Below are 16,794 nucleotides of genomic sequence, written 5' to 3'. Positions count from 1 at the left end.
TTATCACTGAAAGTTAAACGTTTAAGCTGGTATTTTGGTTACGCCCCGCATTATAGGCTTATTTGGTTAATTTAAGTTGTTGTAAATAAGCTCTCTATGTATTCTTAATAAACTATTAACAATTTGGTTGAAGTATTTTATTTAACTTTGTAGAATTTTAATCTTATATTATTTGCTATGAAAAGAACTAGAGCACAAGAATCCCGAGCTGCAATTGAGAGACTTTATATCACCATGCGGCATTTATTTACCAGAGGAACATACAAGCCAATGGGAGTTTCAGGGGAGTCATTGATCAGTTCACTTTTAGTGTTGAGTCCAGAGATTTATGGTTTGATTACCGACAAGGAAAAAATTGAACTTGACGGACTTTTATACATCATGGAAAGGCTTCCCAAAGGAATAGAGGAATGCCGATTTGTAAGACTGATCAGCCGTGAGGGGTATGAAAACAGCGATTTTCCAACCTTGGTGCCGCCAAAAAGGAAGCGTAATTGCTACCGGGTGGACAAAAGCCAGATGTATGTAGAGATGACCAGGGGCAAAAGTGATATTTACGATATCCTTACCCACTTGACCTTCCTTTATATTGAAGCAGAAATCATAAGAAACAATAGTACAGACCACAAAGGAAAGGAGAACCTTAATTGGCAAAAGCTGGCTGAGATAGTAGAGAAGGAAAAAAGAGGAGATGAGTTTGACCGGGAAGCGGCCTGCTCTTATTTGAGCCATATTACCGGCAGGACATATGAGGAAACCATACAGGCTGTCCGCAAGTTTGATGATTCATCCAATAGCAACAGCCTTTTTTCCATCATTTACCACTTGGGCAAACTCTCAATTGACGAAGCTGTAAATAGTAACGATAGAGAGATTTCTTTTTCGGCCACCTTGCGAGAAAGAGTAGGGCACCATGTATACGGGGAACTTTGGGCCAACAGGATCAAATCTTTCTTGTTGGAGGAAAAGCTAATAGACAGGCCGATTCACATCATTTCAGCCAATCTCCACAGTGTTCTCAACCTGGTGTATGGGCATCAAGCCTTAGGTCTAGATTCCTACGAAGAATTGGAAACCAGCGCCATGGATATTTCGGTGATGTCCAAAACAAACAAGTTTAAGGAAATCAGTGCTTACGCCAAATCACATGGTTTTTACGACCTTCCGGATTTGTCGGGAACAAATATTGGCGTACAGGTATTTGATACAGCCAAAATGAAGAAGGATACCCTCATTCCAGGGATCAAGATTCCAGCCGACAAAAAGAAAAAGCCTGTGTTTGTAGTGATGGATTATGCCTTTGGAGAGCAGGCTTATGAGTGTATGGATGAATTGCTGAAACCTTATGAGTCGGGAGAAGAAAAGATCTCGCTTGATGTGGTTTCCGTATCCATTATGGGTAAAGCAGGCATCCTCAAAGGCAACAAGGGAGATATCATGATACCTGATAGCCATGTTTTTGAAGGCACAGCAGATAATTATCCCTTGAAAAATGAATTGTCCGTCAAAGATTTTCAAGGGTATGGCCTTGGAGTGTATGAAGGGCCGATGATTACTGTTTTGGGGACCTCACTGCAAAACAAGGACGTGCTTACTTATTTTATGGAATCCAGCTGGAAAGCTGCAGGACTTGAAATGGAGGGAGCCCATTATCAAAAAGCCATTCAAGCTGCCAGTCAAATCAGACACAGTATCCGGAAGAATGTCAAGGTGTTATATGCTTACTATGCTTCTGACAATCCTCTTGAAACAGGAAGCACGCTTGCTTCTGGAGCTTTGGGCGTAGAAGGAGTGAGGCCAACCTACTTGATCACGTATAAGATACTTGAAAAAATAATGAAGTAATAGCAGCAAGTAATCTTGATCCTTGGTTTAAATTGATATATTTAGGCTGAGGATCACTCTTTTTAAAGATATTGAAATGAATGATTTTTGTTCATCTTTTGTTAGGACAACAAATATGGAAATATATCCTAATTTTCATGTCTTATTCACCATTAACAATTATAGATTTTGACTTTTGATAAATTTAATTTCGTAGATACTTTGCAAGAAGGTCTCGATGCAATGGGTTTTGACAAACCTACCCCAATACAACAAGAAGCCATACCGGCCATAATGGATGGCAAAGACTTAATCGCAACAGCTCAAACCGGTACCGGTAAAACAGCTGCATTTATTTTGCCCATCCTTCACAAAATTGCAAAAAGCGGTTCTTCCGACATTAATACGCTTATTTTAGCACCCACCAGAGAGTTGGCCATTCAGATTGACCAACAGATTCAGGGTTTTGCCTATTTTTTGGGAATCAGTTCTATCGCCGTGTATGGAGGAGGAGATGGCATTGTGTGGGAACAGCAGAAAAGGGCGCTGGAAACCGGTGCTGAAATTGTGGTTGCTACCCCAGGTAGATTGATCGCCCTGCTTGCTAGTGGCAAAATCAAATTTAATAACTTGCAGCACCTCATCCTCGACGAGGCCGATAGGATGATGGATATGGGTTTTTCTGAAGACCTTTTGAAGATAGTCACCTATTTGCCCAAGAATAGACAAACGGTTCTCTTTTCAGCCACTATGCCTGCCAAGATCCGTCAGTTTTCCTCCAAAATCCTCACCGACCCTATTTCAATCAGTATTGCCTTGGGCAAGACAGCCAAGGGGATTACCCAAAGCGTTTATCACGTACACGACAACCAAAAGGAGGGTTTGGTAAAACACATACTTTCACAAAAAGCTTATGAAGCGGTGATCATTTTTGCATCTACCAAAGATAAGGTCAAATCACTTTACAAGGTCTTGAAAAAAGAATTTGAGGTTGAGGCCTTCCACTCGGATCTGGAACAGGTAGAAAGAGAGAAGATCATGTCTGCCTTTAAAAATCGAGCCATTAAGATTTTAATTGGTACGGATATTATTTCACGTGGTATCGATGTGGTAGGTATTGAATTGGTGATCAATTATGATACTCCTTCCGATCCTGAAGACTATGTGCACCGCGTAGGTAGGACTGCTAGGGCTGATAGCCAAGGTGAGGCCATTACTTTTGTAAATCCAAAAGACAGGTATAAGTTCAACAATATTGAGAAATTGATAGGCCTTGAGCTCGAACAACAAGTGCTTCCAGAGCATCTGGGTGAGGCGCCAAAAGTTGATGATAGGTCAGAAGGTACCAGCCGCTCAAGTGGCAACAAAAAGAAAGGTGGTAACAAGAAGTTCTCTAAGCCGCGCAATAATCAAAGCAGGCCACCAAGAAAAGATGGAGAAAGTAAACCAAAGCCAAAAGCTGAAAACAATAGTTCAGAGGCCAAGGGTACTCCCAAAACTGTTTCCAGTCAACACTCAAAGTTCAGGACAAGAAAGAATGTGAATTCTGAGACCGAATAATTATAAGGGAAGTTAAACTTCCCTTATTTTTTTGGCCTAAATTAATTCAAACTTTCTAAAACTCTTTTGATAAATTCATTCATTTGGGAGTTTTCTAGCCATCTGGCCACAACTACTAGATCATTTTCCCTATCTACATAAATCATGTTAACTCCTGCACCTAAATGGTAGAATGCCGTTTCGGGTGCATCAGGAAGCAATTGTTTATCTGTATTCAAAAAGTAATTCATATATCCATAGGTGGGTTGGGCCGGTGTTGGGGTCAATGATTTTTCAATCCATTCTTTGGAAAGCACCTGTTCTCCATTCCAAGCCCCTTTATTCAGGGTTAAAAGTCCAAAACGTGCCTGGTCGAAAGCATTGATAAACATGCCACCTCCCCAATGGGATCCGCCGCTGACTGCCTGAACGATATGGCCATCCAATATGACGAAGCTGTTTTCATACCCCGTCCAGCGCCAGGTGGGGCTAGCCCCAATTTTATCCATTAAATGGTCTTTTAATACCACAGGGAGGGCTTTTCTCCAAATATTCATACTTGCCAAAGCCAAAACATTTACTCTGGTGTCATTGTATTTGTAGACAGACCCGGGTTCATCTCTTTCTCGATCTAGCCAGTTTTCTGAATCTTTGGAAGGTCGGTCTGCCCAATCCGGTTTTCCCCATAAGGTACCTTCCCAATCGGAAGTCTGCCTCAGCAAGTGATCCCATGTGATTTTTTGGTTATGCTCTGTTTGAAAGAGCTCAATCACATCTTCTTCCTCCAAATGGTCAGCTTTGTTCCGTTGCAAATGAATCGGAGAATAAGGGATGATGGGGGCCATATAGGGGTGGACCAAATCATGCTCGCTTTCTATCAAACCTTGGTCAAAGGCCAAACCTACCGTTGCTGAAACCATACTTTTGGCCACGCTAAAAGTCAAATCCACCCTTTCGGGCTGTCCCCATTCGGCAATGAGGTAACCGTTTTTGATGATCAGTCCACTGGCTTCACCTCGCTCTTTCATCGGTCCGATAGGGAACCCAAATGGCTCTCTGCCGAAAGCAGATTGGTAGTGTGCCATTTTAAGATTTTTATCAGCTTTACTGGCATGATCTTCCGCAAATTGGATAGCTTTTTGTAGTAGTTCCTTACTCATTCCGGCTTGCTCAGGAGTTTTTGTTTCCCACCGGTTTTTTTCTGGGAAATATTGCTGGGCTATTAAAACGCCAGATAATCCATTAAACAAGAAAAAAGCTAGCAAGAAGGTGTTTATAGTTTTCATACTTTGATTATTGGGGAAGAGGTGGTTTTACTTTAAGCCCAGCAAACGAGGGACTCAAACAATTTTTTAATAAGTCAGTAATATAAATAAATCAGAGAAAATAATGAACGATAAAAAAGTTTACATCATAGGAGCGGGGATGGCCGGTCTTGTAGCTGCGTATGAGCTTGAGGCTGTTGGTTACCGCCCGGTTATTTTGGAGGCTTCTGATAGTGTGGGGGGGAGGATAAGGACGGATTTGAAGGACGGGTACTTATTGGACCGTGGATTTCAAATCTTTTTGACGGGTTATCCGGAGGCAAAAAGATATTTGAATTATGCGGAGTTAAACCTCAAATACTTTGACCCAGATATGATAATCCTGAGGACCGATGGGAGTCTGCACGTTACTGACCCTTTTTTAAACCCTGCTGGCATTTTTTCCATGGCTTTATCCAAAGTCGGAAACACCAAAGATAAAATTAAGCTTTTTACCCTTGCTGCAGGTCTGCTGAAAAAACCAGAAGAAGAGATATTTAAATCCAACGCGCTAACTACGCGTGAATATTTCTTGGCTAGAGGCTTTTCCCCTGAAATTACGACTAACTTTTTGAACCCACTGTTTAGAGGGATCTATTTAGAAAATGATCTGAAAACCCCCTCCAGCATGTTTGAATTTGTATTCAAAATGATGCATAAAGGTAAAGTAGCGATTCCGGAAGTGGGCATGCAAGAAATACCCAACCATCTATATGGAAAACTGAAAAATACTGCAGTAAGGTTTGATACCAAAGTTAAGGAGGTAGATGGCAATATAATCCGACTGGACGACGGAGAGGAAGTTATTGCTGATGAAATAATCTGCACTACGCTTCCAACTTATCTCAAAGACTTTAAAAAAGAGGGTGCTTTTAGCTTTCATAAGGTCACCAATATATATTTCGCCATTTCCAGGTCATTTTTGGCCCAGCCGGCCATTGGATTGGTGCCAGGGGAAAATTTCTTGATCAATAATCTAGTGTTCTTAACCGATGTGAGTCCTGCTTATTCCACCACAGGAAAAGCTTTGTTATCGGTAAGTATTGTTAATGATACCGATGGGATAGATAACCTCGAGGAAAGAGTTGCCAAAGAACTGCAGGTATTGAGCGGGATAAAATCGGAATACTTTGAGCACATTCATACTTATGAAATCAAGGAAGCACTCGCAGATATTCCCGAACTTAAGCATGACATCTTAGCGGTAGATTGCCGCTTGGGAGAAAATGTCCACCTAGCAGGAGATTATCTTTTAAATCCTTCCTTAAATGCGGCCATGCGCTCCGGCAGAAGGGCAGCGGAATCTGTCATTCTAAAGCATAATATGGAACAGGATGGCGGATTGAAGCCAGTAGTGGTAGAAACAGAAATAGGCTGAAAATAAATTGCCCCCGTCAATTATTGTAGTATCACTTTTGATAGGGGAAAAGTTGAGGAATTCATGTTAGTTTTTAAGATATTTTAGATAATGAAATCAGTAAAATTTGAGAATGGGGATGAGATGCCCATATTAGGCCTAGGAACTTGGAAAAGCAAACCGGGCGAGGTATATGATGCCGTGCTTCATGCCCTTAAATGCGGTTATAGGCATATCGACTGCGCGCCAATCTATCAAAATGAAAAAGAAGTTGGAAAAGCCCTGCAAAAGGCTTTTAAAGATGGAATTGTAACTAGGGAGGAAATTTTTGTGACCTCCAAACTATGGAACAATGCCCATAAGAAAGATCAGGTGATCCCTGCATTGGAAAAAACTTTAAAGGACCTAAAGCTGGATTATTTGGACTTGTACCTGATTCACTGGCCTGTGGCCCAAAAAGAGGTTAACGTGAGCCAGCCAGCTGATTTCTTGTCGCCAAAAGAAGTTCCTTTACTTGAAACTTGGGAAGGAATGGAGGAAGCCTTTCATGAAGGATTAACTTTACATATTGGGGTTTCCAATTTTAACATCAAAAACCTAACGGAAATTTTGGACAACTGTGAGGTAATGCCGGAAATGAATCAGGTTGAACTTCACCCTTTGTTGCCGCAGAATGATTTGATTGAGTTTTGCCATGAAAATGGGGTTCAAGTAACCGCTTATTCTCCTCTCGGAAGCACTGACCGAACAGCTGCCATGAAAAAGGATGATGAGCCTAATTTGATGGAAAATGAAACGATACAAAGCATAGCCAAAAAACATAACATTTCTCCGGCCCAAGTTTTAATTGCATGGGCAATGGAAAGGGACACGGTGGTCATTCCAAAATCTGTGAATGAGGGTAGGATCAAGGAAAATTTTGAAAGCTTGAAGGTTGAATTAGATCAGGTAGACCTTGAAAAGATCGCAAAAATTAAAGGTCCTTATCGATTTGTAGATGGTACCTTCTGGACTATGGAAGGGAGTCCCTATAAATTGGAGGACTTGTGGGATTAATTATACTAATAGATCATAAAACCGGAGCTTCTTCCGGTTTTTTTTTGCCGTTTATATGAATAACAATTTTAGAAACAGAGCAACATTTTTATCTTGAGGAATGAATTATAAAATACTTTCTACCCAATTCTATATCCTTGTTTTCCTGATCACTTTTTCGTGTACCAGTAAAGCTACTTTTAGGACCTTTGATAAATATATAACTTTTGATGAAGAAAGAGTTAAACTGAGTTTGAGGTATTTGAACGATCGTCATGGGATTGATACTGAATCCATTGAGATTGAGCCAAAAATGGTAGTGCTGCACTGGACCGTGGTGCCCAGTATCGAAAAGACTTTTAATGTATTTGACCCTGCCGTACTGCCTTCTGCAAGAGAAGGGCTGCAGGGAGCCAGCGCCCTGAATGTTTCCAGTCAATACCTGGTGGATAGAGACGGCACAATTTTCAAGCTCATGCCCGAAAACCATTTTGCCCGCCACACCATTGGACTCAACCACTGTGCAGTAGGAATAGAAAACATTGGAAGTGATAAAATGCCATTGACCAAAGCTCAAGAAAAGGCCAATGAACAGATAATCCGTTATTTGAAGAGCAAATATGCCATCACCCACGTGATAGGCCACCATGAATACCAGAAGTTCAAAGAACATCCTTACTGGAAGGAAACCGATCCCAATTATCTCACAGTCAAAACCGATCCCGGCGACAAATTTATGCGGGCAGTTAGAAAGAGGATTGCTGATTTGAATTTATTGGGTGTAGAAGAAGCAGGTGCCTCAAACAAACAATAACCCCATATGCCTCAATTCGCTCCATACATTGGAGCTTTGCAACTTATTTAAAGAAGGGTATTGGCCTGATTCCAGCTTTTCATTGAATTCCGACCAGGATAGTGCTTTGTGTTCTTGTAATTTTTCGAAAAGCCAGATTAATAGGCTTTCAAATTCTTTCTTAAATCGGATCTGAAGAGTGGCCGTCTTATTTTCAATGATTAAAGTCCCCTTATTTGAACCGCTTAATTTGATTTCGGGCTGATTTCCTAGCCAGATAAGCTTGGAATTGGAGCTAATTTTCTCTGTTGAATTTGAACTGATGGCGTTAAATATAAAATCATTTGGAACGGTCGTTTCTGGTATTTCAAAATCAAACCATTCTTGCAAATCAAACTCAAAACACAACCCGTGCATATAATTGAACAGGGCTTTTTTCAGTCCCTCGCTGTACCATTCATGCTCTGCACCAGTGGGGTCCTCATGGATCAAGTCATTGTCTGCAAATCCACCAAAATCAGGACCGACCCTTTCCACACCGAATTTCGAAGGATTAAGACCGATGGGGCTATGAGCTGTCATGGCAAATAAATGCCAGAAACCTGACTGCAAAACATTGTGCTCAAAAAGTTGTCTCACCATTTCAAGACTGTCTATGGTTTCTTGGTCGTTTTGAGTCGGGAATCCATACATGAGATAGGCATGCACCATGATGCCTGATTCCGTAAAATTGTGCGCCACCTTGGCCACTTGTTCGACAGTTACACCTTTCTGCATCAGTTTTAGCAATCTGTCAGAGGCCACTTCCAAGCCCCCTGACACAGCAATGCATCCAGAAGCCTTGAGAAGTCTGCAAAGGTCAAGAGTAAATCGTTGCTCAAATCGAATATTGGTCCACCAGGTGATTTTTAAATTTCTTCGCAGTATCTCTATTGCCAATTCCCGCATCAAAGCAGGAGGAGCGGCTTCGTCAACAAAATGGAATCCCGTCTGACCGGTTTGATCTATCAATTCCTCTACTCTATCACAAATCAGCTGTGCGGTGACAGGTTCATAGTGTTGAATGTAATTCAACGACACATCGCAAAAGGAACATTTTTTCCAATAGCAGCCATGTGCCATCGTCAGTTTATTCCACCTTCCGTCTGACCACAGCCTGTGCATGGGATTCACAATTTCAATTACCGAAAGGTAGTCCTGCAGAGGCAAGCCTGTATAATCAGGAGTGCCTACTCTACTGAATGGCACATCCAAATCCTTTCCTATTGAATAGCAAACTTTTCCGTTTTTCTGATAAAAGGTTCTTTTAAGACTTTCTATGGAAATTTCTTCCTTTAAAAACTGTAGGAGGTTTTCCAATGGCCTTTCCCCATCATCAAGGGTGATATAATCGACAAACTCAAATAATCTTGCGTCCTTCAATGACCTTAATTCGGTGTTGGGATAGCCGCCTCCCATGGTGACTGTAATGTGAGGGTAATTTTGCTTTAAATACTGCCCAGCCCGAAGCGCCCCGAAAAGATTCCCTGGGAATGGGACAGAAATACAAACTGTTGTGATACCCTTTAATTTAGGTTCTAGCAATTCAAATATCAAACTGTCAATGAATGATGGCTGCTGCTGCAAGGCCTCATAGAGCGGATCAAATGTACTTGCAGATCGGCCCAGTCTTTCTGCATACCTGCTAAACCCAAAGTTTGGATCCACAGCTTCCTGAATAAAATCACTTAAGTCTTCCAGATACAAAGTAGCCAAATGCCTGGCTTTGTCCTGGATCCCCATCGTCCCAAATGCCCAATCCAATTCCTCCAACTGATGAAACCTGGATGCCTGGGGCAAAAAATCCTCATCACAGATGTTGTAGGCCAAGGTGGGGTTTTTAAATTGTAGGAAGCTGATTACGGGAGCTATGGTATCAATGTAATCCTTTCTGATTTTATAGATTCTGGCCGAATTGGCGCTCAAATCCTTGATTTTTAGGTCTGGGATTTGGGCAAATAATTCTTTTAGTCCTCTTCTCGAAAAAAGTCTCAGTATTACCTCAATACCCAGATCGGCTTGAGCTGAGTCGATATGTATGGTGTTCAAAAACCCCTTCAAATAAGCCGTAGCCGGATATGGGGTGTTTAGCTGGGTAAATGGAGGGGTGATTAGGAGGACTTTCTGCTGCACGATTCTATAATTTGATGCAAAGTTCGCCAAGGTTTTGTCTGAAACCAAATATTACCAGTTTTCATCCCCGGCATCTTCATTTTCAAGGGGCCCGTCTGGTAAATTAGGCAGTAATTCGTTTACGAGTTTCATGCCTTCTTTCCCAATTCTCAGTTCGCCCTTCTTAAGAAAGTCGCTTGTATTCATTAAAGTTTCATAGGTGGGGTTTTGTATATGCCGGGGCACGGTGATGATTCTTGGATCACTTTTATCAAATGGGGTAGGGGTCTTGCCATTGAAAAGGTATGGAATTAGCGTGGTGGAGCAGCTTAAAGCAATTTTATTGATAAAATATTGGGAAAAATATTCCTGTAGCCTTTCGTTTATTTCTTCAAAGAACTCCAAGGTTTCCGCTAACCTAATCCGAGAGCCGGCTCTGCTTTTGCCTTTGGTTTTGAGGTGCTTGATCTGGCTTTTACCCTGTTTTTTCCTGACCATATAGGACCTGAAAACCTTATGGTCAATATTCTCTCCATTTTCAAAATAGCCTACAGAGCCGATTCCTGACCTGATTAGTAGCACAACATAATTTTGAATGTCTGTAGTTTTAAGATTTCCACAATGGTCCAAATCTAATTGAATGGGGGGCCTAAACTTTAAAACCGTTTCGTTTTTATCAAAAAAGCTCCATTGAAGATCCTTAAACTCCTTTCCATGAGTAGTTTTTGGAATTCTTTCCAATAGTGAAACACTTTCTTGAACTGAAATTAATTTTTGTTCCATACCAAGCTTTACGGCAATCGCATATTTAGGCTTATATTTGTAAAAATAGTTCGGATTTACAGCATGGAAAAAAATATTGAATATTTACTCGAAAAAATGTGCAATCCTCAGGAAGAGGAGGCTTATAAATATGCAGATGAATTGGCCGAAATAGGAGGGGAGGAAGTTCTTCAAAGGCTGATAACTCTCATAAAAAGCGAGGATAAGGAATGTGCATTTTTGGCTGCCAGATCCCTTTCGAAGATAGAAAATAACCAAGAAGCCCTTGACCCCTTGCTGGAAGCGATTCACGAAAAGGATAACAAGAATCAAAACGGCGCATTTGTACAGGCATTAGAGGGGTTTGACATCAGTTCAAAATTCGTAGATATCCTCAGAATTTATCTTTTTGGGAATTTCAAAGCTTCTACGATTGCAAAATCTTATCTTGATTATACTGAATTTGATATTACACCTAGGGTCATCAAAAAAGCTGAAAAACACTGGAATCATTTTACCAATAACAGCAAACAGGATGAGGCTTTTGAGTTAAAGAAAGCGGAAGTTGAGGAAATGCTTTCAGAAATGAAGAGCATGTTTGAGGAAGAATAGGTTCCAGCTAGTTTTTGAGCGGAAAGATGAGTAGATTTAGTAAGTGAATTTTAACGCTAAACTTTAAAATTTATGAGAACTACTTTTCTATTTTCGCTCTTGCTGGTAATTTCCACAGGTCTTTTTGCCCAAAAGATACCATCTGCCGAATCACAAATCAAAACTGCTGTTTTGGCCGCTCCAGAGGAGTTTAGGGAAGGGGCCAAGGTCTATGGCTATGATACAAATGGTGAGTGGACGGTCCTTCGGGAAGGCAACAATGAGATGGTTTGTATTGCAAGCGATCCTAAAAGGGACGGGTTTAGTGCCTCCTGCTATCACAAAGAGCTTGAACCGTTTATGGAGCGGGGACGCGAATTAACCAGAGAAGGGAAGTCTTTCGAAGAGATTTTTGAGACTAGGGAAAAGGAGGTGAAGGAAGGGAAACTTCAAATGCCAAAAGATGGAGTAACGCTTTTTGTACTCTCTGCTGATAAAGAGGACTATGATCCTGAAAAGGGGGCCGTTCAAAACACCAATTTCAGATATGTGGTCTACATCCCATATGCCACTGTGGAAAGCACTGGGCTCCCCTTGAAGCCTCAAGCTCCAGGTATGCCATGGATCATGGATCCGGGAACGCACAGGGCTCATATTATGATCACCCCACCGCCCAAAAACAAAGATTAATAAAAAAGAGGTGTTGTTAAACACCTCTTTACCTTTTACGCTGATTTCTTTTTCTCTTCCTGCTTGGCTTTCTTTGCCACCCTTTTTTCTTTTAGGCTTTTGGCTGGCTCTTTTTTAGCACTTTCTTTCTTGATGCTTTTCTCTTTTGACATGATGTTTACTTTTTGGATTATACTAGAACTTGGCGTTCTCTATACATCATAAAGTCGGTTTTGTGTGATCCCCAGACTTTAAGGGAATATATTGAATCTACATGAAATTTAGCAAACAAATTCCTGATATCTTCTTATTGTTGATTAAATATTTTTGATGGTAATGTAATGAGATAATCGAGGGAAATGAAGGTCTATTAAAGTGGCGGAATAATATTACTTTTGTGAGATGAATGATAGCACTCAGCAGAACAACCCCCTTCATGGAAAAACCCTTGAGACGATTTTAAAAGCTCTAGTGGATTATTTTGGATGGGAGTCTTTAGGGCAAAGGATAAATATCAGGTGCTTTACCCACAATCCAAGCATTAAAAGCAGTCTTACTTTTTTGAGAAAAACTCCCTGGGCCAGGGAGAAAGTTGAAAACCTATACATCCGATTTATTGCCAATTCAAAATGATACCCACAGCCTCATTAGTCCAAATCAAAAAAGAATTGAAGTTTCTCTCAGAGGAGGATCTTTTTAACCTGGTCATTAGGTTAGCTAAGCTTAAAAAAGACAACAAGGAGCTGTTGAGTTATCTGCTTTTTGAGGCGGATAATGAACATCAGTATGTAGAAGGGGTCAAAAAGCACCTGGATGAAGAGTTTGCCTCTCTCAATCCAGGGGTTTACTATGCTAAAAAGGGGTTGAGGAAGATTTTGAGGAACCTCAAAAAACAAATCAAGTATTCCGGCAAAAAAGAAACAGAAGTGGAGCTACTTATCTATTTCTGTAAAAAAATGAAAACCTCTTCAATTAGATTTTCGAGCTCAACCGTCTTACAGAATCTGTATGACAATCAAATAAAATCTATTGAAAAGGCTATAGGCAAATTGCATGAAGATTTGCAATTCGATTTTAAGATGATGATGGAAGAGCTCTAGGCTATTCCTCAGTTTTCTTTTTGTTCTTTTTGTCTTTCTCGTCGACAGGAGGCTCAGGCGGAGTGTCCGAAATATTCCCAAATTCATCCACGTAAGCAATCATATCCTCCAGTTTTCCACTGCTAGGCTGTTCTTTCTTTTCTAGGCGGGTAACGAGCTTTTCTTTACGTTTTTTTGCCTTTTTATCTGCTTTTAATTTTTTGATGAAACTGTTGTTCGATCTTCCCATAAGTGTTTTTTAGGGTTCTAAAATTGAAATACCCCAAAAATCTTATCTTGGAAGAACTTATTTATTCTGAGCGAAGGTGTAAAACAACGAGCATGATAAACGGAAAAGTATTGTCCTTTTGAGATAAATTTGTTGATTGGGTATATTTCCTACTGAGCTACAAAGGTCTTAATTTAACTTGACTTTAGCTAATTGTAGCTTATAAATCTTTGGAAGCATATTAGTTTCTCCTTTTGACTCCCCGAACAGCCTCCGCATGTAAGGGTTCTTCCGGCCAGGAATGTTTTGGATATCGGCGTTTAAGTTCTTTTTTCACCTCAAAGTAGGTGTTCTGCCAAAAACTCCTCAAATCATCCGTAACTTGGACTGGTTTGAACCCCGGAGATAGCAAATGGATCAAAACCCCCTGTCTTCCGTCATTTACCAGAGGGGTCTCCACCATACCGAAAAGCTCCTGTAGCCGGACAGCCAAAATGGGTTTTTCGCCATTTGGCTGGTAGTGAAGTTTGATATATGAGCCGCTTGGCACTTCGATTTTTTCAGGGGCCAGTTTTTCAAGCAATTGTTGCTTTTCCCAAGGTAAAGCGTTTATTAATATTTCTTTGAGGTCAAGTTTAAATAAATCCTCCTCACGCCTAATGTTGGAAATATAAGGGGGCAGCCATTCCGGGGCTCTATTCAAAATTTCTTCAGTAGTAAATGCGGGAAAAATCTCATCGCTGTTCCATGCATTTAAACTTTCAATCCTATTCTGCAGCTGAACTACTGATTCGCTGAAGTTCAGCAATTTGTCACCATCAGTTTTAATTGCCTTCAATATGGCTCTTTCAGCCAACTCAGGGTCCACGTGCTTTAGGGGCTGGGATTTTAGCACAATATTGCCTATCCTCATCACCTTCTCAGCTCCCAATTTTCCTTGTTTGAAATCCCACTCTATGATTTCTCTATCTTCAATCATGGGCATCAGGTCTTTAGGGTTGATGGGGGACGCAAGGAATATTTTCCCTATCCCATCTCGGGCATCCATATTTGCCACGGCAAGCCATGATTCGTGGGCCAGGTCGTCTCTGTGCCCCATCATGGCAATTCTCCCATTGGAAAGCTGAAATTGGGCATTGTTGCCCGGTCGGGCGCAAGCAATTCTGTCTGGGTAGGCGTATGCTAGTAGGATTCCCGTTTCAAAAATGTCATAGACATCATTTGAAGCCTCGATGCCCAACATTCTCCGGTAGTGCTGTGCCACTGTGTCCACTTTTCTGAAAGGACCATGAACGTTGTTTTCCTTTCTAAGTCTTCTCAATTTTTCGATCCGGTGATTAATATCTGTTCCCGCATCCTTGCCAAGCGGATCTTTTTCTTCTATGACGGCTGCCAAATCCGTAGCCAATGCCTGCTGCCCAATATTTTTGGACTTGATCAACATATGGGCAATCCGGGGATGGCAGGGTAGCTTTTGCATTTGAAGGCCATGTTCGGTGAGTTTTCCGTTTAGGATGGCCTCCAAACTTTCCAATAACTCCACTGCTTGCTGAAATGCACCTTGAGGCGGAGGCGTAAGCCAAACCATCTGCTGGTACCCTTCAATTCCCCAGGCATAAAGATCCAGCACGAGAGAAGCCAAATCTGCTTCCAGAATTTCTGGTGTACGGAAAGTTTCCAGTCTCTCTTGAGTTGCCTTGCTCCAAAGTCTAATACAGTGTCCCGGGCCAAGCCGACCAGCGCGTCCGGCCCTCTGGTCAGCGGCATCCTGGGTTACCTTTATCGTTTTCAGCCTGGAAAGACCTGATCTGGGGTCAAATTTTGAGGTCTTTCCATAACCGCTGTCCACTACCAGGCTAATTCCTTCAATTGTCAAACTGGTTTCGGCAATGCTAGTGGCCAGGACAATTTTGCGTTTGTGAGGGTTTGGGACAATAGCAGCCTGTTGCTTTTGAAAGGGCAACATTCCAAACAATGGATGAATGGCAAAATGGGGGAGGGTGCTTCGCAAAAAATCATGGCATTGCATGATCTGTGCTTGTCCAGGCAGAAAAACCAAAATATCACCCTCATATTCATCGATGGATTTGAGAATAACATTATTGACCGTATCCACAATTGACCACTCATCCGTGTCGCCCCAGTATTTCACATCTACCGGATATTGGCGGCCTTTACTTTCGATTTCCTTGGCGGACAGCATATGGGCCAGTTGGGTAAGATCAATAGTGGCCGACATGATCATTATCCTCAGGTCGGGCCTCAAAACTTGTTGGACTTCCCGACAAAGCGCCATGGCCACATCGGCATGGATATTCCTTTCGTGAAATTCATCAAAAATCACCAAACCAACATTTTCCAAGGCATTGTCTTGCTGTATTAACCGGGTTAAAATACCTTCAGTTAACACATCGATTTTCGTATGGGGGCTGGTTCTGTTTTCAAATCTGATCATATAGCCCACCTCTTCTCCGATCTTGGTCCCTTGAAGGTCGGCCATCCGCATGGCAATCGATTTTGCCGCCAGACGGCGAGGTTCCAAAATCAAAACCTTTTTACCCTCAAGCCAAGGTTCATTCATTAAAGCCAAAGGCAGTAAAGTGCTTTTACCGGCACCGGGAGGGGCTTTTACGATTAGGGTATTTTCATTTGTCAAAATTTCTTTGACAGCGGGAATGATCTCCTTGATGGGAAGGTCCAAAGAAAAGGGGTCGAAACTCAATTGAAAGCGGATTAATTTAAATGCAAATTTAGCTGAATAAGCAAAAAGAAAAAAGGCTGTCATTTCTGACAGCCTTGGGATTTGTTAGTTTTTGGTGATTTTGACGGGGACTTCTACTTTTTCCCATTTTAGCACAAAACCATCCGCGGTGATATCATAGGTTAACCTTTCATTCATTTCAGAGGATTCTTTTGGAGTTACTTTTACACGAAGCACATCCTCGCTTTCCTGATATTTGGTAGATCCCCATTGGCTGGCTTCTTTGTTGAAAATAATAGTCCACTCATTTTGTCCTGGAATGGTAAACAGCGCATATTTTCCAGCTGCCAATTCTTTTCCTTCGACTTTGATCGCCTGATCAGTCGTAAAAGTAGTTGCTTCATTAGCACCAGAGCGCCATACTTGGTCGTATGGTACCAGCCCGCCCCAGATATTCCTGTCTCTCACAGCAGGGCTTCCATATCCAATTTGGATGTTTGCTCCATCCACGGTGCCTTCGGCAGTGCGGGCTGGACTGGCTTTTTCTTGGTCCTGAGCCATCGCAAAATGGGACACCACCAAGAAAGCGAAAATCATACTTAGGGATTTGATAAAAATTGATTTTTTCATAATGACAGTTGTTAAAGTTTGTACTAATTTAAGTAATAACTACTGCATAAATCATTTTTTCCACAAAAGGTTTTGGAAAATATTTGCCGTTAATAATCTGGGGGCAGTACTTGGTGTAATTGGAGATGAA

The 16,794-nt window shown here is 41.5% G+C and carries 15 protein-coding genes; 9 read left to right on the top strand and 6 right to left on the bottom strand.

Annotated elements, in window-relative coordinates; genetic code table 11:
• Nucleotides 1–177: 177 nt before the first annotated feature.
• Together KI659_RS11395 and KI659_RS11390 are read left to right on the top strand one after the other, a co-directional pair.
• Nucleotides 178–1,845: a DUF6909 family protein gene (locus KI659_RS11395; RefSeq protein WP_213945463.1), complete on the top strand. Its 1,668-nt coding sequence runs from the start codon at nucleotides 178–180 to the stop codon at nucleotides 1,843–1,845.
• 168 nt (nucleotides 1,846–2,013) lie between these two features.
• On the top strand, nucleotides 2,014–3,384 hold the full coding sequence (locus KI659_RS11390) for a DEAD/DEAH box helicase (protein WP_213945462.1): 1,371 nt from the start codon (nucleotides 2,014–2,016) through the stop codon (nucleotides 3,382–3,384).
• 41 nt (nucleotides 3,385–3,425) lie between these two features.
• Here the strand turns inward: KI659_RS11390 and KI659_RS11385 are convergent, their stop codons facing one another.
• The gene (locus KI659_RS11385; RefSeq protein WP_213945461.1) at nucleotides 3,426–4,649 is read right to left on the bottom strand and encodes a serine hydrolase domain-containing protein; all 1,224 of its coding nucleotides are present in this window, start codon (nucleotides 4,647–4,649) and stop codon (nucleotides 3,426–3,428) included.
• A gap of 103 nt (nucleotides 4,650–4,752) precedes the next feature.
• Between KI659_RS11385 and KI659_RS11380 the strand changes: the two genes are divergently transcribed.
• The 3 genes from KI659_RS11380 (at nucleotide 4,753) to KI659_RS11370 (ending at nucleotide 7,873) form a co-directional block, all read left to right on the top strand.
• Nucleotides 4,753–6,045 carry a protoporphyrinogen/coproporphyrinogen oxidase gene (locus tag KI659_RS11380; RefSeq protein ID WP_213945460.1) on the top strand — a complete coding sequence of 431 codons (1,293 nt, stop codon included), beginning with the start codon at nucleotides 4,753–4,755 and terminating at the stop codon, nucleotides 6,043–6,045.
• Between the two features lie 90 nt (nucleotides 6,046–6,135).
• Complete coding sequence (locus KI659_RS11375; RefSeq protein WP_213945459.1) at nucleotides 6,136–7,080, top strand: aldo/keto reductase; 945 nt, start codon at nucleotides 6,136–6,138, stop codon at nucleotides 7,078–7,080.
• Between the two features lie 100 nt (nucleotides 7,081–7,180).
• Entirely contained in the window at nucleotides 7,181–7,873 is a 693-nt protein-coding gene (locus KI659_RS11370; RefSeq protein WP_213945458.1) for an N-acetylmuramoyl-L-alanine amidase, read from the top strand.
• Here the strand turns inward: KI659_RS11370 and KI659_RS11365 are convergent.
• Both KI659_RS11365 and KI659_RS11360 read right to left on the bottom strand, forming a co-directional pair.
• Nucleotides 7,859–10,024: a B12-binding domain-containing radical SAM protein gene (locus KI659_RS11365; protein WP_213945515.1), complete on the bottom strand. Its 2,166-nt coding sequence runs from the start codon at nucleotides 10,022–10,024 to the stop codon at nucleotides 7,859–7,861. The two genes, KI659_RS11370 and KI659_RS11365, sit on opposite strands and share 15 nt — an antisense overlap.
• Nucleotides 10,025–10,075: 51 nt before the next feature.
• Nucleotides 10,076–10,786 (bottom strand): hypothetical protein, encoded by a 711-nt coding sequence (locus KI659_RS11360; RefSeq protein WP_213945457.1) that lies wholly within the window; start codon nucleotides 10,784–10,786, stop codon nucleotides 10,076–10,078.
• A gap of 63 nt (nucleotides 10,787–10,849) precedes the next feature.
• On the opposite strand from KI659_RS11360, the gene KI659_RS11355 reads away from it, so the two are divergent.
• The 4 genes from KI659_RS11355 to KI659_RS11340 all read left to right on the top strand — a co-directional run bounded on the left by KI659_RS11355 (nucleotide 10,850) and on the right by KI659_RS11340 (nucleotide 13,125).
• A complete protein-coding gene (locus tag KI659_RS11355) occupies nucleotides 10,850–11,377 on the top strand; it encodes a HEAT repeat domain-containing protein (RefSeq protein WP_213945456.1) in 528 nt (175 codons plus the stop codon).
• 72 nt (nucleotides 11,378–11,449) lie between these two features.
• Nucleotides 11,450–12,046: a hypothetical protein gene (locus KI659_RS11350; RefSeq protein ID WP_213945455.1), complete on the top strand. Its 597-nt coding sequence runs from the start codon at nucleotides 11,450–11,452 to the stop codon at nucleotides 12,044–12,046.
• 381 nt (nucleotides 12,047–12,427) lie between these two features.
• Nucleotides 12,428–12,658: a VF530 family protein gene (locus tag KI659_RS11345; RefSeq protein WP_213945454.1), complete on the top strand. Its 231-nt coding sequence runs from the start codon at nucleotides 12,428–12,430 to the stop codon at nucleotides 12,656–12,658.
• Between the two features lie 35 nt (nucleotides 12,659–12,693).
• Entirely contained in the window at nucleotides 12,694–13,125 is a 432-nt protein-coding gene (locus KI659_RS11340; protein WP_246535375.1) for a hypothetical protein, read from the top strand.
• A 1-nt stretch (nucleotide 13,126) separates the two neighbouring features.
• On the opposite strand, the gene KI659_RS11335 is transcribed toward KI659_RS11340, so the two are convergent.
• From KI659_RS11335 to KI659_RS11325, 3 genes are all read right to left on the bottom strand, one after another.
• Nucleotides 13,127–13,354, bottom strand: a complete 228-nt coding sequence (locus tag KI659_RS11335) for a cold-shock protein (protein WP_213945453.1) — start codon at nucleotides 13,352–13,354, stop codon at nucleotides 13,127–13,129.
• 220 nt (nucleotides 13,355–13,574) lie between these two features.
• Nucleotides 13,575–16,055, bottom strand: coding sequence for an ATP-dependent helicase HrpB (hrpB, locus tag KI659_RS11330; RefSeq protein WP_246535374.1), 2,481 nt, complete (start codon nucleotides 16,053–16,055; stop codon nucleotides 13,575–13,577).
• Between the two features lie 84 nt (nucleotides 16,056–16,139).
• Complete coding sequence (locus KI659_RS11325) at nucleotides 16,140–16,664, bottom strand: DUF2911 domain-containing protein (RefSeq protein WP_213945451.1); 525 nt, start codon at nucleotides 16,662–16,664, stop codon at nucleotides 16,140–16,142.
• Between the last annotated feature and the right edge of the window lie 130 nt (nucleotides 16,665–16,794).

Source organism: Litoribacter ruber (assembly GCF_018449405.1).
Classification (GTDB): domain Bacteria; phylum Bacteroidota; class Bacteroidia; order Cytophagales; family Cyclobacteriaceae; genus Litoribacter; species Litoribacter ruber.
The sequence above is the reverse complement of the archived record's forward strand: the minus strand, read 5'-3'. Positions and strand labels throughout refer to the sequence as shown.